Origin of the sequence: Photobacterium sp. GB-56 (assembly GCF_003026105.1) — a bacterium.
In the GTDB taxonomy this organism is placed as follows: domain Bacteria; phylum Pseudomonadota; class Gammaproteobacteria; order Enterobacterales; family Vibrionaceae; genus Photobacterium.
In genome coordinates, this window is sequence record NZ_PYNW01000008.1 from 146,708 (window position 1) to 166,788 (window position 20,081).

Here is a 20,081-nt window from a genome sequence, read left to right on the forward strand (position 1 = left end):
AGTTAGATGAAGTTCGACGACAATATCAGCGTAATGAACAAAACTAATGTTCTATACCATGATAATAATGGTTTGCAGCAAATCAAACATTCGCTATCTGATGAGCAAGGTTTAGAGGTGGTTGCTGGGCAATTTGAAGCGATGTTTTTACAAATGGTTTTACGCCAGATGCGAAGTAGCAGTGATGTCTTGGCTGATGAAGATAATCCATTTTCCAGTAAACAACAGAGCGTCTATCGCGACTTTTATGATGGCCAGTTAGCGATTGAAATGGCGAAACAACAGCAAACAGGCATTAAAGAAATGTTGATGAAACAGTTAAATCCTAACCAAGGATTTAATGATGTTCAAAATAGTGCCGCATTAACTCATCAAGTACTGGAAAAACAAGACACACCAAAGCCTGTTAACAATGAAGCGGCCAATCAATTGGCGATTCGAACGTGTACTGCTTTTCAACAATCATTGCAATCTTACAAGGAGCAGTAATCGCTATGAATATGATTAATATTGGTTTAACAGGGTTAAATGCCAATAAAACGGCGCTTGATGTTACTGCTCATAATGTTGCTAATGTTAATACGCCAGGATTTAGTCGACAGCAGGCAATGATGAGTGCTCTTGCTGGCAACGATATATTAAGTGCGGGAAGTGGTGTTGACGTTGCCAGCATACGTCGTATTTCAGACCAATTTATTGTAAAGCAAACATGGGCAGCAACCAGTCAACAAGCAGCAAGCAATGCGAATTTAGACAATATGACGATGCTCGAAAGCCTTTTAGGTGGCGAGGGCTTTAACATTAGTGCTGGTCTTGATTCTTTATATTCGGCGCTAAATGACGCGACGCTTAAACCTGAATCTACCCCTAATCGCCAGCAAATTATTAATGAAGCTAAAGCGTTATCTCGTCGCTTTAATACCTTGTCTGAATCTTTACATGGTCAAGGTAAACGTATCAGTGACAAGGCCACGGCGTCGATTGAGCATGCTAATAGCTTAATGAACAACATTGCTGATATAAACCATCGCGTTGTTGAGACACAAGCGACAGGCGGTAATCCTTCTCAGCTTATTGATGAACGTGATGTATTAATTAAACAACTATCTGAAGTAGTAGAGATCAGTTCAACCCAGCAACCAGATGGTAGCCTACAAGTCACTCTGGCATCGGGTCAGCCCTTGATCTTAGGTAGTGATGCTGCGCAATTAAAATCGACTCCGATAGTTAATGAGCCGTTTATTAAGAATATTGAAATTAATTTTTCTGGGCAAACCTTTGCAGTTACAGGTGAGTTAGGAGGGCAGTTAGGAGCATTTGATAGCTATCTTAAAGACACCTTAAAACCGACCCAACAAGCCCTTGATGAGATGGCACAAAACCTAGCAACCGAATTTAATCAGGTACTCGCGACGGGTTTTGATTTAAACGGTAATCCAGGCCAAGCATTGTTTTCATTCGATCCCAATTCACCAGCGGCCAGCCTTGATATCACCGCGATCACACCGGCTGAGCTGGCATTATCTTCAGATGGGACACCGGGTAACAGTGATACGTTACAAGCCTTGATCAATTTGTCGACGAAACCAATGGCGATCACAGGGTTAGGGAGTGTGACCTTGAATGATGCATTTGCTTCTATGGTGGGTAAAACGGCAATAGAAACGCGACAAGCCGCCGTTGATCAAAAAGCCGCAGAAACCTTATTTAGTCAAGCCAATGCAGCACGAGATAATTTAAGTGCGGTTAACAGTGATGAAGAAGCGGCAAACCTAATGACATTTACTAATGCTTATCAAGCAAACATGAAAGTGATCAGTACAGCCAATGAACTGTTCGACTCAGTATTACGATTATTGTAAGGGATGAATGATGAGAGTCAGTGATACGCAATTTAGCCAGCTAATGTTAACTAGCCTATCAAAGAATAACCAAGGCTTAGGGGAAGTGTTAGCGCAGATGTCGACTGGTCAGCGCTTACTCAAATTATCTGATAACCCAATTGATTCTATTAACTTATTGAATTTAGATCGTGAAAATAGCGCGATAAATCAGTACCAAGACAACATTAATAATGTGAAAACCGCGTTATCGTCGCAAGAAGTTCATTTAATGGCTGCAAGTGATACGTTAAAAGATATGCGAGATACGTTGTTACTAGCGTCAAATGGTGCCATCTCAGATGCTGATAGAGAAAGTTATGCGAATAAATTAGTCAGCTTACGCGATGCTTTTATGTCTTCATTTAATGTTCAAGATGAAGAGGGTAATTACCTTTTTTCCGGTACTCAAAGTGATGTCCCAGCGATTACAGCACAACCTGCTGGTGGTTATATTTTTGAAGGTAATAGTGATAAGCGGGTAGTGACGGTAGCCAAAGGCGTTACGATGGAAGCCAATTTTGCTTCACAAGAAATGCTCGATCTTGGCGGTAATAATATCTTAAATCAGATTGACGCCGCGATAACCGAGTTACAAGCCCCGACAGCAAATCTCAATAACACCTTACAAGCAACGTTAAATACTCTAGATACGACGCATGATAATGTATTAGCAGCAGTAACCGATATTGGTGGGCGCCATAATAATTTAGATTTAATGGAAACCAGCCATGGTGATAATAAGTTATTTGTTGAAGCCGTAACCAATGATCTAGAAGCGTTGGATTATGGTGAAGCATCGGTTCGTTTAAATAATTACATGGCTGCGCTTCAGGCTACACAGGCAAGCTATATGAAAATTAACGACCTTTCATTGTTTAAGCGATTGTAAGGTAGCAAAGAATTATGGTGACAAGTACATCGGAAGTCAGAACTCAGAGTATAAATTTTGCTAATGCGAGCAAGCAAGCTGCCATTGTTCCGTCAGCCGCAGACACAATCGATACCAAGAAAATTGCGGGTTCGAACTTAAAACAATTAAGCTATCAGCAAGATGGATATACGGTTTCTAAAACCTTACTTGCCAAGGGGCAGCAGCAAGTAACATCGGTACAAATAGCACAACAAGCTTTAGGCGTTGTAGGGCGTGACTTACAAGCCATAAAGAAGATCTTAAGTACTGAGCTTATTGCTCAACGCGCAGTTTCTCCGTCAGCTCAAAGCAATGCGAATCATCATCTTGATTCGATAAAACACACATTGAATAACGCTAAGAGCGACGGACTTCGTGTTATTGATGCAGAGCTTAAAGTTAATATTGATAGACCAATAACACGTACATTTTCTGTTCCCGGTCTGAATGTTCAGCGTCAGCGAGAGCACAGTGAACTGATTAAATTAAGCTTTCAACAGTTAGGAACGGTTGTTGTGAATATGGATGCGAAATTAAGCGATAAAGCCTTAGTTTCGCAAATAGATCGTCATGTAATCCCTTTTGGTCTTCGAGCATCGCAACAAGATAACGGCGATATTGTATTTCGAACCAATGAGCAAAGCTTTCAAGGGTTGGAAGGAAAAGTACAGGTTATTGGTCAAGGGCATCGATACCCTGCAGGACAGGCCAATACACTCACGATTAAGCCTGAGCCAGAAGGTATTGAAGATAGTCAATTTACTTTTAATAACCGTGAGCAAATTCGCGATACTTTAGTAAAAGTGAACCAACATTTACGGCAAGTGCAACAAAGCCTTGATGATATCAAAGCTTATCAGGCGGTATTGGCTAAACAAATGGCAGATGCGAAGGCAAACACGTCGCTGGGAGATGTTAAGCAAGTAGAAGAAAAGCTTAGCCAACTCTCGGGGGCTGGAAACCAGCAATTTAGTGCAACGTATCGCTCTTTAGCAGCACAAGCAAATGTACATCGTCATACGGTTGTCGCTTTATTGAAATAATGTCACTGACTGCATGTTTATTGCTGATTTTCGTCTGCACAACATTCATCTTGTAGATAGGCGATCACAGAATCCAGCTTCTGATATTCAGCGACACAAAACAAAGTTCGTCCTTCTCTGCGTTGTGAAATGAGCCCAGCAGAGGCCAGCCCGGCAATATGATGAGAGAGGGTTGAGCCAGGAACAGAAAGCTTTTCTTGTAATCCCCCAACAGCAATACCTTGATGACCCGCTCTAATCACTGTTTTGTAAATCATCAATCGTGTCGGATGTCCTAATTCTTTCAATGCCTTAGCAATTATCTCTGTATTCATTGTTAATACCCTCACTAAATTTATATTTCGATATTACTGGAAATGTCTTGATCTAGCCAATAAAGATCAATTATATTTCGATTATTCTAGAAATATAGATTGGTGTTGTGATGTTCAAAGATACGTTAGAGATGTTCCTCTTTTTGACGACTGAGTTAACGCTACTGTTTTTGTTGATTAGCTTTTTGGTTGGTGTGTTACAAAGTTATATACCACCGGAAAAAATTCAGAGGATATTAAGCGGAAAGAAAGGTAAGGGTTATGTTGTTGCTGCATTATTAGCAGCTATTACTCCGTTTTGTTCTTGTTCGACAATTCCGTTCTTAAAAGGATTACTCAGAGCTAAAGCGGGTTTTGGCACTATGATGGTGTTCCTTTTCGCGAGTCCACTGCTTAACCCCGTAATCATTGGCTTATTTGTTGTAACCTTTGGTATTAAAGTTGCGGCATTCTATTTTGTGATGGCGATGGGTGTATCTGTTATTGCCGGCGTGCTATTAGAAAAGCTCAATTTTGAGCGCTTTGTAAAACCAGAAGCCTATATTGAACCTGAATCATCATGTGGTGCTAAAAGCTGTGGTGGAGTGAAAGTTGAAACCAATAAATGGAAAAAAATTTGGAATACAACATGGAAAGATTTCAAAAAAGTACTGCCATACTTAATCGGTGGTATTGCTATTGGTTCATTGATTTATGGTTTTATGCCAACTGAATTCATTGCAAAAATAGCAAGTGATAATAATCCATTTGCCATTCCGGTAGCGGCTGTCATTGGTATTCCATTATATATTCGTGCAGAAGCTGTCATTCCATTAAGTGCCGCATTAGCTGCAAAAGGAATGGGATTAGGGGCGGTGATGGCATTAATTATTGGTAGTGCTGGCGCAAGTTTAACAGAAGTTATCTTATTGAAATCAATATTTAAAACACCAATGATTATTGCTTTTGTTGCGGTTGTTTTAACCATGGCTATGAGTTCAGGTTACTTATATAGCTGGATTTTTTAATCCTTACCATGGAATTTCAGTGCCATCGTAGATAAAGAATTTTCCATTATCTTTATAGTATTATTGTGAATTAAATATTACATATTTATGACGCGTGTGTTTTGTCTGGTTTTTTATATCATGTTGACGCTTTATGGTTAACATTTAATAAGAATAAATATTAAATTAAATATTAATATTGCGTATTAAAGCACCTTTAAGTAGTTAAAGGTGCTTTAAATCTGTTTTTATTTGGTGATATGTTTTTATTATTACTTTTTGAAAGAGGGGTGTAATAAAAATTTTATCTATGAATTGCGTCTAATATTTTAGATACATTTTGATAAATAACTTTTGATTATTAAATACCTTGATAATATTAGTTTTAAGTTAATCAACTAAATGGTTTAAATCCTTGATCGCGATTATTAAAGTCCCTGTTAGTAAAAGAAATTCATTGTTTTTAGATAGGAATCAAACAGGAAAAGGAAAAGAACAAATATGTTATTAAATTGGTCTTTTGATTGAAGTTGCTATTAAAAACAAAAAAATAGTAATGTGAATATATCTTCTTTCTTGAACTGGGTTAAACCTGCAATTCTTCATGATCAATTTTTCTTAATAAGAGAGAAAGGAAAGTTAGAATATTCTGGTTACGTAGGCATGGGTTGATGACAATACTTATTCAGATTTCATGATTGAAAATAGGTATGTTCTCCAACCAATGTCATGGAATGAAGGTGAAAATTTATTTCTTGATATATAAGGAGAAGAGACTACAAATGAAAAGTTGTCCTAACTGTTTTAATAAAACGATAAGTATATATGATTTATATAAATTATCTGTTCGAAAAAAGGTAGTGTGTTCTAAATGTAATTCTGAAATAAAGTTTAAAAATTCTTATTATTTTTACATTGCAATATCATCTGTTTGTATAAGTTTTATTGTAATTTCTAAATTTCCTTTCTTTACTAAATTAATATTAATATCAATAGTGGCGTTTATACCAATGTTCATTTCAAAAGTTTGTTGCCATAAAAGAGTTATTCGTTAATGTAACGAGAATGTGTATGATATTTTTATATTATAATTTTAAATGATTGTAGTGTATTTATAATATAGAAGGAATAATTTAACTGTAGATGAAATATCAAGAGTGGATGCTGGAGGTGATGGCGGTTTTATACAAAATGCTGTTTATGGTGCCGTTTCTGCTGGTGCCGAATATTATGCAGCAGCTTTTGGACCTGTAGATGCTCAATACCAAGGCCAGTAGTACGTCCCCCTTTTGAATCAGGAAAGTGGGTAGTGGCCACTTCTTATTAGTATGGATAATTTTTTAACTACCATGGAATTTCAGTGCCATCGTAACTGAAGAATTTTCCATTATCTTTTAAGCTCAGTCGCTGTAGCAAGTTAATTAATGCTGCAGCGACTTTTTCTGGCGTTTGTAAATTACCTTCTGGCACGTTGCGCTGAAAAGGCTTTGATAAGTTTGTGTCTGTCGTGCCAGGGTGAAAAGCGAATACACAGGTATTAAATTTTTTATTTTTCCATTCAATACTAATGGTTTTCAAAGCCATATTTAATGCTGCTTTTGAACTTCGGTAACTTATCCATCCACCCAAATGATTGTCTTCAATACTGCCAATTTTTGCCGAAACAGTAACAAAGTAATTCAATGTTTTTGATTTTAATTTAGGAGATAAGTGCTTAGCGATGAGCAGTGTAGGTAATACGTTCGTTGCGATATTTTGATTGAAAAAATCACTATCAAATTGAGTAATCGTTTTTTCTGGCATCATATCGCCATTGTGTAACATGCCAACCGTATTTATCACGATATCAAGCTGGCCAACTGTTTCTGATAATTTAGCCACATCAGAATCTTTGCTGACATCAGTACGATGCCAAGTAAGTTGAGGGTATTCAATAGTTGGATGGCTGTTGTGGTATGTCGCATGGATATGATTGACTGCATCTTGGCTTAGATATGCTTTTATTAAGGCTGAACCAATGCCACCTGTGCCACCTAATATCAATATATGCATAAAGAGAAACTCATCGTATTGAAATAACAAAGTATCTATACGATGAGTTTAGCTAAATAGTTTTGTTTTAATTACTTACGCTTAAAGTAATCTCGAATAGATTCGAAAATGAGTAATACACTATAAAAGGGATTATCAGCTTTGTTATATTCTTCTAATACGTAGATGAAGCTCGACTTATAGTGCTCTACTGCTTCTTCACTTGTTTCTGCATAAATCACATCATCTAACACTTCAAAGCCTTGAGACAGTAATGCTTCTTTCTCTTTCAGAAATGTCGAAGATGACATATCTATAAAAGTGTATTGTTTTCTGTCGTTGTTAAGCGTAAAAAACTGAAATTTAATCGCCATAATTATTCCCTTATATTTCACCAAGCGTATAAAAATTGAAAACGAAAGTTTGAGTAATACGTCTTTGGTGCTGCTAATACATTGAAATAATATTTAGCTATAGCGTTCTAATTAAATTTAGCTGTAAAAGTATGCTTTTATCCTATGTGAAAGGTGAGTTTATAAGCAAGGCTTTGAACTCACGTTTTATTTTGTAACGGGATGTAAAAAATAAAATGTAATCTGATGTATTAGGTGAGCTTTAGCTTAGCGTTTTTGGAATACATCCAAGCAATATTGATCTCGCGGTTTTTGATTAATCATATTTATCGTTACGACAAAGAAGTGTGTTTTTTAACGATTAGTAATTACTATACTATCCGCGTCAATTACTCCTGTATGGTATATCGAATTGACTACAACATCTTCTACTGCGCTGTACACTGATCTATCTTCTTACTACGATCTCATGTGTGCAGATATTAACTACCAAGCCCAAGCAGAATGTGTTCGTCGACTTCACCAATTATTTGGTAATAAAGGTACGCGACATCTAGATCTTGCCTGTGGAACAGGTCCTCATGTTCGTCACTTTATTGATCATGGTTTTCAAAGTTCTGGCTTAGATATCAATCAGCCAATGCTTGATCTAGCAAAACTTCGCTGTCCAGAAGCCGACTTTGTTTTACAGAATATGTGCGAATTTAAAGTTGATCAGCCATTGGATTTGATTACCTGTTTTTTATATTCGATTCATTACAGTGACGGTCTTGTCAATTTAACGCGCTGTATTGAAAGTGCACATGCGGCATTAAAAGAAGATGGTATATTTTGTTTCAATGCGGTTGAAAAGAACTTAATCAACAATAATTACTTTGTCAGCCACAGTGTGGAACATGATAACAGTCGTTTTACTTTTAGCTCTGGTTGGTATTATCAAGGTGAAGGTGAGAAACAAGCGCTGAAATTGAGTATTGAAAAAGCCGACACACTCAATACTGAAATTTGGCATGATGAGCATCCAATGGTTGCGGTGAGCTTTATTGAACTTCAAGCACTACTTGAGCCATATTTCGATGTTCATATGTTTGAACATGACTACGAGAAACTTATTCCTTGGAATGGGGAATCAGGTAATGCAATCGTCGTGTGTGTGAAGAAGTAACGATTAAAGAGGCATCCAGCAGTGATTAATGATGACTGCTGGGTAACCCGTTTTAGATTTATCCATTTGTATTTTTCTATTTCTTTAATTGTCTTGCTTCAATTAATGCTGAAGTCATTCTATGGTAATTTATATATTCGTTTATGAAACACAATAACGAATACTGAGCTGATGAATAAAATGAAGCATGTCGAAAATAAACTGGGCTTATTTATTGCCTGCATTGTTTTAATTTGTGTCGTTGCAACAATAGGAAGTTCTTCCAATACGCCATGGTTACAGATGCCATTTGAAGCATTTAATGGCATAGCATTTAGCTTTGGTTATTTCTTTCGTTTATCTGCTATGTGGGCGTACGCATGTAGTAGTGTCTTTTTTATCTCATTGTTTGCGGTTAGCTTTTGGCTGGGGAAAATAGTGGTAAGATTTTTTTGTCGTCGACGTTAAGCCACTAAAAAGAAGAAATACAAGAAGCAGACGAAAGCGAGCAATATAGCCGAGATGATAGGGTAAATAATGTAGCTATCATCTATTCTATTCGCGCGATGAAAACAAAAAAACGCTAACAAACCATTATAAAAGATCAATAACAGGCTGATCATTGTGCCAGTACGTAAATCTAGCGAACCAAGCTGAAATAGAAAAAAAGACAGCAGAACATAATCAATGACGATCAGCCATAGAAAAGTCTTTTGTAAATTATCAGCTTTACGCTGTTTTATTTGTGTATGAGTCATTGGGCACACATCCACTAAAATCTCACCAAAACCAAGCATTGTATTCAATATTTATAAAATATAGCTTATAAATTAGACACGACGGGCTGTATTTCTTTTGGTTGGGTGACTGAATGGTTTATATAGTCGCTTCGTAGCACGGGTTGATTAAGACGCGCTTTTTCGTAAGCTTTATCAACAATGTTATCAGGATTTCCTGTACCAAAAAGAGCATCTACAACACTGGCTGCGGGGGTCGTTAAGATAAATAACTCAATTCGACGATTTTCACTGGCATTAGGGGATTGTTTGTTCAGTAGGGCACGTTCTGCCATTGCTGCAACTTGAAGTACTCGATTGCTTGGCATGCCGCCAGCAATCAGCGTCTGTCTTGCGACATTGGCACGGGAAGAAGAGAGTTCCCAGTTTGATCTATTACTAAACTGGCGTTTAAACGGAGTCGCATCTGTGTGGCCACTGATGATCAGTGAATTGCTGATTTGTTTAAAAATAGGGGCAATGTTTAATAATACATCTTCAAAAAAGGGCGTTAAATCAGCACTGCCACGATGAAACATATTTTGTTTGAAGTCATCTTGTAAAATGATCCTCAACCCTTGCGGTGTCACATCAACTGAAATATTACCTTGAGCTGATACTTGCTTAGCCGTTTCTTCAACAACTGAAGCAAGGATCGCTAATTGCGCTTGGGTTTCAAAACTACCTGGAATTAACGCATCACTTTCAGGGCCATCACCGTTACCATCAAAAAACGATTTTATTGTCATCGCTGCATTGTGAGAACTTAGATCGGCAGCTTCGCCACCGAAATCAATAGGGGATAAGCTGTTGGCGGTATCAAAAGGATTGCCAGCGCCTTCGTCAAAAACACTGGCACTATTTAAATAAGCAACAATGGCTTTACGTTCCTTTTGATCAACCACTTGCATTAACCAAAGCACTAAAAATAGTGCCATAAGAGCAATCATAAAATCAGCAAAAGCGACTTTCCATGCGCCACCGTGATGTTCATGTGAATGTCGTTTTGTTGCACGTTTAAAGACGATCTGCTCTGTGTTCTGCATTATCCCTCCTGTTCAGTTAGCCACCTCTCCATTTCGTTAAATGTAGGTTTAATGTCTAGCTGAATATGTTTTCTTCCTGCGTCAATAGCTAATAAGGTCGGCTTTTTAGCGACATAGGCGACAAGTGTTGCTCTTATACATTCAAATGCTGACATATTGCGTTTAACACGCTGTGCCATGGCATTACTGGCAGGATCTAGAATGCAATAACAGCCAAAAATTCCAAGAAAAGTACCGACTAATGCGGCAGCAACGTGATAGCCAATCATGGCGATAGAGCCATCAATGGCTTGCATGGTAATGATGATCCCCATGACCGCTGCCAAAATACCAAATCCAGGTAAGGCTTCTGCGGTACGTTGCATAGAACGCGAAGGCAAGAGTAAGTCTTCTTCTATTGCACTGATTTCTTGTTCTAGTAACCCTTCAAGTTCATAAGGCGACATTTGTCCCATTGCCATTAAACGTAAATTGTCTGTAATGAAAGAAATAACATGATGGTCATGCTTAATGAGAGGGTAGCGATTAAAAATCGTGCTGCTTTGAGGTGACTCAATATGCTCATCGAGTGCTTTAAAGCCTTTATTACGAACGGTATCAAGCAAGGTTTGCAGTAATGCCATTAATTCCATGTAGTACTGAGCCTCATTATTACGAGGCGAGAGTACTTGACGAAATTGCTGACGCATTTCCTTTAAAACATGCGGTGGGTTACCAATGATCAAGGAGCCCAATGTTGCTCCGGCAATAATTAAAAATTCAGCAGGTTGCCAAATCGCACGTAAATTTCCGCCAGCCCAAACATAGCCACCAAAAACACAAATAATAATGATGATGGCACCGATTAACTTTTGCATATACAGCTCCTAAGCCGATAAATAGTGATTGAGGGATTTCAGTGCTTGTTTATGCAGCTGACAAATACGCGGTGGAGTAAGGTTTAGCACTAACGCGATCTCATGTAGATTGAGTTCATGTTGATAAAACAGGGTCAGCAATAACTGCTCTCGTTTTGATAATTGTGTTAAAGCGTATTCCAGTGTGCGACGCATATGTTCATGTTCAACACCGTTATATTCCAACGGTGCATCTAGCTCTTTACCGGCTTCTAGCAGTTGATCAAGGCTTTGCATTTCACTTGCCATACTGGCTTGTAAACGCAGTTGATAATTTTCACTATCAATGCCAAGCGCAGATGTGATCTCTGCTTCTGTGGGCTGTCGGCCAAGTTGTTTCATTAAGTCACGGGTGATGTCGTTCAGCTCATGAGCTTGTTGGCGTGTATGACGAGAACGCCAATCTAATCGTCGCAGTTCGTCTAAAATCGCCCCACGAATACGACATACAGCAAATGCTGGAAATTGAGGATCTTCGACATCGCCATAACGTCGCGCCGCTTCTAACAGCCCAATTAATCCAATTTGCTGCATGTCTTCATAACTGCAATGTGGGCTAGTATGGTGACGAAGTTGATTAACCACGCGCTTTACTAAAACAAGGTGATGACGGATTAATAAATCTTCATCAATATGATGCTGTTGCGGCGATGGGGCCGTGTCGAGGTTATAGTGAGTGGTTGGGTTGTGATCAAGCATACTCACCTCATTATTGAATGACGTATTTGGTAAAAAGCACATCATCAATATCACGAGCGATCGTGGTATTGGCAAAGGCTGCGGTCAGGGTTTGTTTTACTTCTTGCTGTAATTGATCGATAGATTGTTGGTTTTGTAACTCTTCATACTTTTTCTTGCTGAACATTTTGAGTAATGCATTGCGAACGAGCGGCATGTAGCTATCGATTTGTTTTATTCGTTCGGGATAGTGGGTTTGGACTGCTAGCTCAATCATCACATAATGAGTTTGGCGTTCACCTTTTACACTAACAACGACCTTATCGAGAGGATGAAAGGCAGGTTGTGCCGTAGCTTCTGGCTCTGATTCAAAGACGTTTGTGAACCATACATCGATGTTTGGAGTGGACGTATTCTGTTGGCTATACCATAGAGTGGCGCTAAAAGTGGCAATAGCAACAATAATGCTGATCAGCAATATAATAAACAGGTTAGAAAGTGTTTTTTTATTAGTCATCATCCTGATCCTAAATAAGAAAATTATGCGAGCGTAGATAGCCAATGCTCATTGGTTGTCGATGTTTCAACGTCTGCAGATGACGTGGAAGTGATTACCCTGTGATCGTTATCATCTTGGGTTGAATGTTGTGCGGTTTGATCTGAATGGGAATCTTGCTTACCGTGGCTGATGTTGACATCGACACTGACAAATTGCTGCTGGAGATCATGACGTAAACGTTCAGAGACTTGGTTAAGTGCATCACGTACTGCATTGTTATTAGCACTGATTTGAACATTCAACTTATCGCCATCCATTTTGACGATCAGATCAAGCTTGCCAAGATCTGGTGGATCTAAACGAATACGTGCTTCTTGCATGTTTTGTGTCGCTTGAAGAGAAACGCGATCTTGTAGAATATTCAGCATTTTCTCACCCCATTGTGAAGATTGAGGATCAACACTTATGGGAGCCCAATTCACACGATTAACCGTTATGTTGGTTTGTGTTTGTGTTTGTGTTTGTGCTTGAGCAGATAAAACTTGTTCGACTGCGGTAAGATTTTGAACCAATTGTGGCGCAGGCATTTCACCATTGAAAAGCGGTATTTTTACCGCGTTTAACGATGACATTTGTTCTAAGGCAGAACTGGGTAGTGAAGTTATAGTTAGTGGTGCGATGACTTCCTTAATAGGATTGTTTGCGTGGTTAAGCGCAGATGTATTGACACCGTTTAGCACCTGATGAGAACTTGATAATGCATTCTGCGTAAATGAAGCAGAGGACAGTGTGCTTGTTGTTGATGGTGTAGCTAAGTGATTAAGTGGAAAATTGCCAATGGTTGGTGTAGTTACGGCTATTTCAATTTCACTTGGCGGTATCGGCAGCAATGTTTGATGTTGCGGTGCTGATGCAGAGTCTCGCTGTTCAAGATCGGTTGTATTGGCATTGCCTGATAGTAGCTCTGGTAACGTACTTTCGCTTTGCTGAGAAAATATTTGTAATGTTTGCGAGAAACCTTCTTGCCCTACCGTAGCGTCTGAGCTTTCAACAAGCATCCCAGCTTGTTTGATATCAGATGATGACGATACATTGTCAATTTTGGTGAGCGCAGTATTAATTAACATCGTTCACTCCATATTGTTGGCTGACTGATAAGCCTCAAGGCGTTCTTTTTCCTTGTCAGCAGTTGCTATTTTGTGTTGCAGTATTTGTTGTGCTTGTTGTAACGCAAGATAGGCTTGGCGATGTGCAGCCATTAACGCCGTTATTTGTCCTTGCTGTTGCGCTGTTTTAGGTTTTGATTTAAGTGGTAGTAACAGCGCACGTAACACTTCATCAAGCTGCTGTAAGCGAGACCAATTTTCAGTCTCAGCAGCTTGCTGAATTTTTGCTGTGAGTACTTTGAGCGATATGGAATTATTTGGCTGCATGCTGCCCAAACCCTTGCCAACCTTCTCGAATATTGTTCATCACTAAAGTGACATTATCGAGGTGGGAGAGATCGTTTTTGACACTTGCTTGGTAAAGCTCAAGCTGACAAAACTCATAAAGTTCATGCAAATTAGCTGCAACTTCGCCGCCAAGTTCTAGATCTAACGCACTATCTAGCCCTATTAAGATATTCATGCATTTATTGATACTGATCCCCTTGGCATCGAGTCGTTTTGCTTCGATATGTCCTTGTGCACGGATCAGTTCATCTTGAAAGCCATCAATAAGCATTAAAACTAATTGATGAGGGGAGGCTGAAGCGGCTTGTGCATCCAAGTCGACTTGTTGATATGAATTAAAACCTGCATCTTGCATTAACATTGTTGTACTCCTTTTAACCAAATAAACCTTGGGTTTGCTGCATTTGGGTCATGATTTGATTCATTTGGGTGAATTGTTTGAGGTAGCGGGTGTAAGCCATGTCATATTTACGTTCAAGGTTGGCTTGTTTATCGTCGATACGATCGATGTTGTTTCTCAGGGCATCTTTGCGAGAAGTAAACATGCCTGAAGAAAATTGGAGAAAAGGCTTAAGTGAATCTTCTAATGAATCGAATAAATTACCGTCACCGTTAAACATGGATTCAATGGTTGAACCCATGGTTTGTTGTGCGTTTTTAAAGCTATCTTTATCAACTTCAAGTTTGCCTTCGCGGTTAATACTGATCCCAATTTCAGACAGTCTCTTGCCTTCAAATTGGTCGCGTAGAAGGCTATTTAATTGCGACTCTATTGAACGAAGAGTGGGATCATTGGCCAGTGCGCCACGTTTGTTATCTGCTGAGCCTGTTTGGGTATAACTATCAAGGTTGGATATCACCTTGTTATAGCTTTCAATAAATGAATTAACTTGCTCCAAGGTGGCATCTTGATCGGCATCGATACCCATAGAAATGGCTGTATCACCAGAGGTTTGTGCTTTGGTTGCAGTAATATCAATACCATCAATAACATTGGAAAACGTATTGCTGCTATTGGTCAGTTTTAAGCCCGTGGTTTCCGCGCCAAGCCAAATCACTGCATCTTGTGGCGCACTGATTTCAGTTAAGTTAGTAAAAGCATCATCAAACCATGTTGTGCCTGTGCTCGAAGAAACACTTAATGTGTTCGCAATCCCTGTTTCGTTACTTGCTAGCATGAAATGAGTTTGACCACTGGTACGAACTAACGTGGCATTGACTCCGGGGTTATCGGGGTGGTTATTAATTGCTGTAGTGAGCTCTGATATGGTGGATTGCCCGTCACCATCGCTATCTATTGTTGAAAGGTCGAGATCAAGAGTTTGGCCATCGACAGTGAATGAGAGTGTTCCTGTGTTAGGTACAGACGTTGTTGACTCCAAGTTTGCTGGCATATCAGTTTTGACCTGATGGGCACTGGCAACTTGCTCAACAAAGACTTGATAATTGCCGCTTAACGCTTTTGCATTTGCACTGACGGAAAAGTGGCTGTCGTCACTTAATGTCGCTTTATTTTGAATAATGCTGGCAGTTGAGCTGTTGATGCTTTGAATTGTTGCGCGAAAATCACGTAGGGCAGATTCTACTTTACCCAATGCACTTAATTGGCTCTGGTACTTATCAGCTTGTAATTGATACCGCTGCTGAAATGGCTGTACATCAAAGGTGGCGAGTTGAGTGGCCATTTGAATAGGATCTAACGAATTCATTGATTGCTCCTTAAGTGACTATTTATATTGGCAAGAGCTATGCCAAAACTTTCTCGATATAAAGCATTTAAAAACAGGTAGTTATGATTGTCGCGTTAGGTGGCGGAAATGTGATTTCCGTTTGTTATTTCCTGCTTTATTCCTATGTTCCGTTTATTAACCAAAGGGTTACTAATGGCTAGCTTTCCGACATACCGACTTACTGATATTTAATGATGGCTACAAAAAAGCCTCCACGAAGGAGGCTTAGGAAAAAGAAACTACAGTTTAGCGAAGTAGTGACATTGCCATACCCGGTAACTGGTTAGTTTGTGAAAGTACCGTTGTGCCGGCTTGCATTAACATTTGGTTTTTAGTCATGCTTGAAGATTCAACAGCAAAGTCAGCATCAACAATACGACCTTTGGCTGCAGATACATTCTCAACCATATTGCCCAGGTTAGTGATAGTGTGGTCAAGGCGGTTAATGTTGGCACCCAGTGCTGAACGTGCATCACCAATTTCTTTCAGTAAACCCGCTTCACCGTTAGCACCTGTTAGGGTCGTTAGTGCTGTTTGCGCGTTAGCTGCAGAAGTCAAATCACCTAAAGCTAATGCGCCTGAAGTACCAATAGTTGCATTCACGGCTTGTACTTCAGTTGATACATCAACAGCTAGTTGATCACCTGATTGAGTACCAATCTGGAAGTTGACTGCGCCTGCACCAAATGAGCCTGCATCGGTCAAAATATCTTGTCCACCAAAGCTGGTTGATGCCATTACGTTGGCAAGCTCTTCACCAAGCTGTTGGAATTCTGCGTCCAAAGCTACACGGTCATTGGCTGATACTGTGCCGTTTGATGCCTGTGTCGCAAGGTCGTTCATGCGGTAAACGATGTTAGTCATTTCATCCATCGCACCTTCAGCGGTTTGCATCATTGAAATACCGTCTTGCGAGTTACGCATAGCTACAGACATGCCACGAGTTTGCGCATCTAGACGTGTTGCGATTTGAAGACCAGCAGCATCATCTGCAGCTGAATTTACACGGAAACCTGTACTTAAACGTTCCATTGCTGTGTTTAACAAATTGCTAGTATTGCTCAGTGTATTTTGTGTAACCAGTGATGCGTAATTGGTGTGCATAGATAGAGCCATGATAGTTCTCCTTGTAATCAATCTATCGAGGTATTTCCTGCTCACTGTATCTATGCGGTCAGTTGGAAAAGATCATTAATTTTTATTTTTAATATTTTCAAAAAATAAAAGAATTGGAGAATAAATTTGATATTGAGCCAAATAAATGAGGTTTTCTTATTAAATCGTGTTGATATTAAATAAGAAAACCTCATTAATTTTTAAGGGGATGTAGAGATATAAAAGTCATGGTTTTATATTTGATTATTATTCGCAACCTTTTTTTTCATTGATACCGACATTGGTATATCACTGACGTAACCGAAATAATATTGCGCACCAAGTAGTCGATATTGGTTTAATTCATGCTGGCTACCCACCCGCCCCGCAATAAATAATGTATTGTTTTTACGGATAAAACGAATGACGGGAATCAGGCCTGAGCGCTTATGATCATCATTGAGGATATGCGACGTTTTAATTGCATCAGGTTTAATGTTTTTTATTGTTTCTAAATAGCGGGTGGGTGGAATAATATCTATCCAGAGTTTAACCGCTTTCTTTTTTAATGATTCTAAATTTGCATTTAATGTCATTACGTTATGGCATTCACTATTTTCCATGTCATGAAGTTGAACACAGGGAATAATGTATTGCATTGCAACGGAATGATGTTGAAAAACCTGATTAATAAAGCCTTGTCCAATAGGCCATGATAGCGTTTCTGAATTTATCGGCACCACTAACGGATTAATAATATCTTTATGGAAAGTCGATAGCTGAAACTCAATATGGCGGACGGCTAAATATAAGCTATAGAGATCAAACAGAAATTGTACAGGTTTAGAAACATCAAATTGGTAAACACTTTGCTCGTTATTACTACCAAAACGTAATGTTAGGTGTTGGTAGGTGACTTGATTGGTGGTGGTTTCGCGAATAGCCTGACAGACATGACTAACATCGTTTTGCTCAAATGCGTCAAGTAGGATCGCATCGTCGTTATTGCGGGTTAACGATGGGATAATACTTTGAATATAGCTGTAAAGTTCGTCCATGGTGTGTAATGTGTGTTGAGTTGTCATAGCTCGTCCTCGTTCAATTTCACGGGAATGAATTAACCTAAGTTGCCAATGATATTGATATTCTTATTTTCAGGAATTTCGTTATAAGACAATACTGCTAAGCCTTGGGCGAAAGTACGCGCATAGCGAGATAGCAGTGGTCGTAATTGTGGCATTACTAGCAACACAGGGGCTGCGCCTTGCTGTTTTAATTGTTGCTTCGCAAGCGGCATATTTTGTTGAAATTGGCTTAAAATATTTGGCTCAATTGGAAAGCTATCTAGCATCACATTGCCACTGGCTTGTGCTTGTTGGAGCGATGTTAATAGCATCTGTTCAAGTTCATCGGATAAGGCATAGACGTTAAGATCTTTCTTATCACCATTGAGTAGATTCACCAAGGTACGGCGTAAGCTGCAACGCACATCAGCAGCAATTAAGATTGGATCTTTGGTGTTTTCAGACGCTTCTAACATGGTATTGGCAATGGTACGGATATCTTTAAGCGGCACTTGATCAATGAGTAATTGGCGATACACCTTCAGTTGCTGAGCAGGCGTTAATGCAGCACTTAAACTTTCCGCCAATTTGGGTGCCTGTTGCGCCAAACGTTGATTAATAAAATCCACATCATCATGGGTAAACAAATCGGCTAAATGTACTTTCATCACTTTGCTTATGTGAGTGGCAATGACGGTAGCGTCATCTACGACTTGGTAGCCCATGTTCAAGGCCTTTGCTTTGTTGCTATTTTCAATCCATACCGCAGGGAGTTGATAAGCAGGATCGTGACCAAGGATGCCATCTATTTCGCCATAGGTATCACCCACGGCAATAGCCATTAAACGCTCAGGCTCAATGCTGCCTTGTTCAATGATCTCGCCATGAACGGCAATAGTATAATGGTTCGGTTTTAAGCTTAGGTTGTCGCGAATATTCACTTCAGGCAGCAAATAGCCGACTTGCTCAGAAAGATTTTTACGAACACCGCGAATACGCTGGGTGAGTGGCGCGCCTTGTTCTTTATTCACCAGATGAACTAAACGAAAACCGAGCGATAACGACATACTTTGAACATGAGGAATATCATCCCATGTTAATGGCGTTTCGTGGTCGAGTTGCATGGCTTGAGAAACGGCTTCAACTTCGTCGAGTTGCTGGTGGTGGTGAGGTTTTTTATATTGTCGCCAGCCCGCAAAGGCTAATACTGCGGCAAAGCTGAAAAATGCCAAGTGCGGCATGCCTGGCACAATACCTATGATGGCCATCACAGAAGCAACAGTGAATAAGGTTGCAGGCGAGGCAAGCAGTTGGTTCTGCATAGCTTGCGTCATGTCATCATCACTGTCGTTAATACGAGTGACAATAATAGCGGCAGAGGTGGCTAATAACAGTGAAGGAATTTGCGCGACAAGACCATCACCAATGGTCAGTAAGGCGTAAGTTTTAAAAGCATCAGAAGCGCTGAGTCCGTATTCAAAAACACCGATGCTGATACCACCAATGATATTGATAAATAGGATCAATAAACCCGCAATGGCATCACCACGAACGAACTTTGAAGCACCGTCCATTGAACCGTAAAAATCCGCTTCATTGGCAACATCACGACGGCGCTGTTTTGCTTGGTTTTGGTCAATAATCCCCGCGTTTAAATCCGCATCTATTGCCATCTGTTTACCGGGTAGGGCGTCAAGGGTGAAACGGGCTGCTACCTCAGAGATACGTTCGCCACCTTTGGTGATCACCACAAAGTTGATGATCATTAAAATCACGAAAATCACCATACCCACAACATAGTTACCGCCAATAACGACTTCACCAAAAGCTTGGATCACTTTACCTGCTGAATCGCCACCATTGTGACCTTCCAGTAATACAATACGTGTTGAGGCCACATTCAAAGTGAGTCGCATTAATGTCGCGACTAATAGAATGGTGGGGAAAACAGAAAAGTCTAACGGCCTTTTTGCTGTGGTACTGACTAACAATACCAAGATGGCCAAGACAATATTAAAGGTGAATAAGGCATCGAGCAGCATAGGAGGTAATGGCAAAATTACCATTGCCAGAATCATCAGTAAGGCGATAGGAATACCGATATAACCTTTACTCGACTGTTTGAGTGTTGTGAGCCAATTTAACATGTGAAGTCCTTCATCCAATCCGGTAAAAATGC

Annotated in this window: 22 protein-coding genes; 7 read left to right on the forward strand and 15 right to left on the reverse strand. The window is 39.6% G+C overall.

Translation table 11 applies throughout. From position 1 onward, the window contains the following. The first annotated feature begins 6 nt into the window (after positions 1-6). From C9J42_RS12980 to C9J42_RS12995, 4 genes are read left to right on the forward strand one after another with little or no spacing between them, the layout of a single operon-like run. Positions 7-489 carry a rod-binding protein gene (locus tag C9J42_RS12980; protein WP_107208354.1) on the forward strand — a complete coding sequence of 161 codons (483 nt, stop codon included), beginning with the start codon at positions 7-9 and terminating at the stop codon, positions 487-489. 5 nt (positions 490-494) lie between these two features. After that, positions 495-1,862, forward strand: coding sequence for a flagellar hook-associated protein FlgK (gene flgK, locus C9J42_RS12985; RefSeq protein WP_107208355.1), 1,368 nt, complete (start codon positions 495-497; stop codon positions 1,860-1,862). 10 nt (positions 1,863-1,872) lie between these two features. Continuing rightward, complete coding sequence (gene flgL / locus C9J42_RS12990) at positions 1,873-2,772, forward strand: flagellar hook-associated protein FlgL (protein WP_107208356.1); 900 nt, start codon at positions 1,873-1,875, stop codon at positions 2,770-2,772. A 14-nt stretch (positions 2,773-2,786) separates the two neighbouring features. After that, entirely contained in the window at positions 2,787-3,836 is a 1,050-nt protein-coding gene (locus C9J42_RS12995; protein WP_107208357.1) for a flagellin, read from the forward strand. A gap of 17 nt (positions 3,837-3,853) precedes the next feature. Here C9J42_RS12995 and C9J42_RS13000 read toward each other — a convergent pair whose 3' ends face one another. Further along, on the reverse strand, positions 3,854-4,150 hold the full coding sequence (locus tag C9J42_RS13000) for a helix-turn-helix transcriptional regulator (RefSeq protein WP_107246763.1): 297 nt from the start codon (positions 4,148-4,150) through the stop codon (positions 3,854-3,856). Between the two features lie 110 nt (positions 4,151-4,260). On the opposite strand from C9J42_RS13000, the gene C9J42_RS13005 reads away from it, so the two are divergent. Further along, a complete protein-coding gene (locus C9J42_RS13005) occupies positions 4,261-5,157 on the forward strand; it encodes a permease (protein WP_107259773.1) in 897 nt (298 codons plus the stop codon). A 1,323-nt stretch (positions 5,158-6,480) separates the two neighbouring features. Here C9J42_RS13005 and C9J42_RS13010 read toward each other — a convergent pair. Together C9J42_RS13010 and C9J42_RS13015 are read right to left on the reverse strand one after the other, a co-directional pair. After that, positions 6,481-7,188: an SDR family NAD(P)-dependent oxidoreductase gene (locus tag C9J42_RS13010; RefSeq protein ID WP_107287755.1), complete on the reverse strand. Its 708-nt coding sequence runs from the start codon at positions 7,186-7,188 to the stop codon at positions 6,481-6,483. A gap of 71 nt (positions 7,189-7,259) precedes the next feature. Continuing rightward, entirely contained in the window at positions 7,260-7,541 is a 282-nt protein-coding gene (locus C9J42_RS13015) for a hypothetical protein (RefSeq protein ID WP_107302060.1), read from the reverse strand. A gap of 448 nt (positions 7,542-7,989) precedes the next feature. Between C9J42_RS13015 and C9J42_RS13020 the strand changes: the two genes are divergently transcribed. After that, positions 7,990-8,685 (forward strand): class I SAM-dependent methyltransferase, encoded by a 696-nt coding sequence (locus C9J42_RS13020; protein WP_199187102.1) that lies wholly within the window; start codon positions 7,990-7,992, stop codon positions 8,683-8,685. A gap of 171 nt (positions 8,686-8,856) precedes the next feature. Beyond that, the gene (locus C9J42_RS13025) at positions 8,857-9,132 is read left to right on the forward strand and encodes a hypothetical protein (protein ID WP_107292595.1); all 276 of its coding nucleotides are present in this window, start codon (positions 8,857-8,859) and stop codon (positions 9,130-9,132) included. On the opposite strand, the gene C9J42_RS13030 is transcribed toward C9J42_RS13025, so the two are convergent. From C9J42_RS13030 to flhA, 12 genes are all read right to left on the reverse strand, one after another. Further along, positions 9,129-9,422: a hypothetical protein gene (locus C9J42_RS13030; protein ID WP_107208395.1), complete on the reverse strand. Its 294-nt coding sequence runs from the start codon at positions 9,420-9,422 to the stop codon at positions 9,129-9,131. The genes C9J42_RS13025 and C9J42_RS13030 overlap by 4 nt on opposite strands. 65 nt (positions 9,423-9,487) lie before the next feature. Continuing rightward, entirely contained in the window at positions 9,488-10,486 is a 999-nt protein-coding gene (locus C9J42_RS13035) for a flagellar motor protein MotB (protein ID WP_107208363.1), read from the reverse strand. Next, on the reverse strand, positions 10,486-11,343 hold the full coding sequence (motA, locus tag C9J42_RS13040; protein WP_107208364.1) for a flagellar motor stator protein MotA: 858 nt from the start codon (positions 11,341-11,343) through the stop codon (positions 10,486-10,488). The genes C9J42_RS13035 and motA overlap by 1 nt, the downstream gene beginning before the upstream one ends. A 9-nt stretch (positions 11,344-11,352) precedes the next feature. Beyond that, positions 11,353-12,081, reverse strand: a complete 729-nt coding sequence (locus C9J42_RS13045; protein WP_107208365.1) for a FliA/WhiG family RNA polymerase sigma factor — start codon at positions 12,079-12,081, stop codon at positions 11,353-11,355. Positions 12,082-12,091: 10 nt separating this feature from the next. Further along, positions 12,092-12,577, reverse strand: coding sequence for a flagellar basal body-associated protein FliL (gene fliL, locus C9J42_RS13050; RefSeq protein WP_107208366.1), 486 nt, complete (start codon positions 12,575-12,577; stop codon positions 12,092-12,094). 23 nt (positions 12,578-12,600) lie between these two features. After that, positions 12,601-13,686, reverse strand: coding sequence for a flagellar hook-length control protein FliK (locus tag C9J42_RS13055; protein WP_107302061.1), 1,086 nt, complete (start codon positions 13,684-13,686; stop codon positions 12,601-12,603). A 3-nt stretch (positions 13,687-13,689) separates the two neighbouring features. After that, positions 13,690-13,992 carry a hypothetical protein gene (locus C9J42_RS13060; protein WP_107208368.1) on the reverse strand — a complete coding sequence of 101 codons (303 nt, stop codon included), beginning with the start codon at positions 13,990-13,992 and terminating at the stop codon, positions 13,690-13,692. Continuing rightward, the gene (gene fliS / locus C9J42_RS13065) at positions 13,979-14,374 is read right to left on the reverse strand and encodes a flagellar export chaperone FliS (RefSeq protein ID WP_107302062.1); all 396 of its coding nucleotides are present in this window, start codon (positions 14,372-14,374) and stop codon (positions 13,979-13,981) included. The genes C9J42_RS13060 and fliS overlap by 14 nt, the downstream gene beginning before the upstream one ends. 13 nt (positions 14,375-14,387) lie before the next feature. Further along, on the reverse strand, positions 14,388-15,722 hold the full coding sequence (gene fliD, locus C9J42_RS13070; protein WP_107302063.1) for a flagellar filament capping protein FliD: 1,335 nt from the start codon (positions 15,720-15,722) through the stop codon (positions 14,388-14,390). Between the two features lie 267 nt (positions 15,723-15,989). Continuing rightward, positions 15,990-16,859 (reverse strand): lateral flagellin LafA, encoded by an 870-nt coding sequence (lafA, locus tag C9J42_RS13075; protein WP_107208371.1) that lies wholly within the window; start codon positions 16,857-16,859, stop codon positions 15,990-15,992. 233 nt (positions 16,860-17,092) lie between these two features. Further along, positions 17,093-17,923: an EAL domain-containing protein gene (locus C9J42_RS13080; RefSeq protein WP_107208372.1), complete on the reverse strand. Its 831-nt coding sequence runs from the start codon at positions 17,921-17,923 to the stop codon at positions 17,093-17,095. Positions 17,924-17,955: 32 nt separating this feature from the next. Beyond that, complete coding sequence (gene flhA, locus C9J42_RS13085; RefSeq protein WP_107208373.1) at positions 17,956-20,049, reverse strand: flagellar biosynthesis protein FlhA; 2,094 nt, start codon at positions 20,047-20,049, stop codon at positions 17,956-17,958. Between the last annotated feature and the right edge of the window lie 32 nt (positions 20,050-20,081).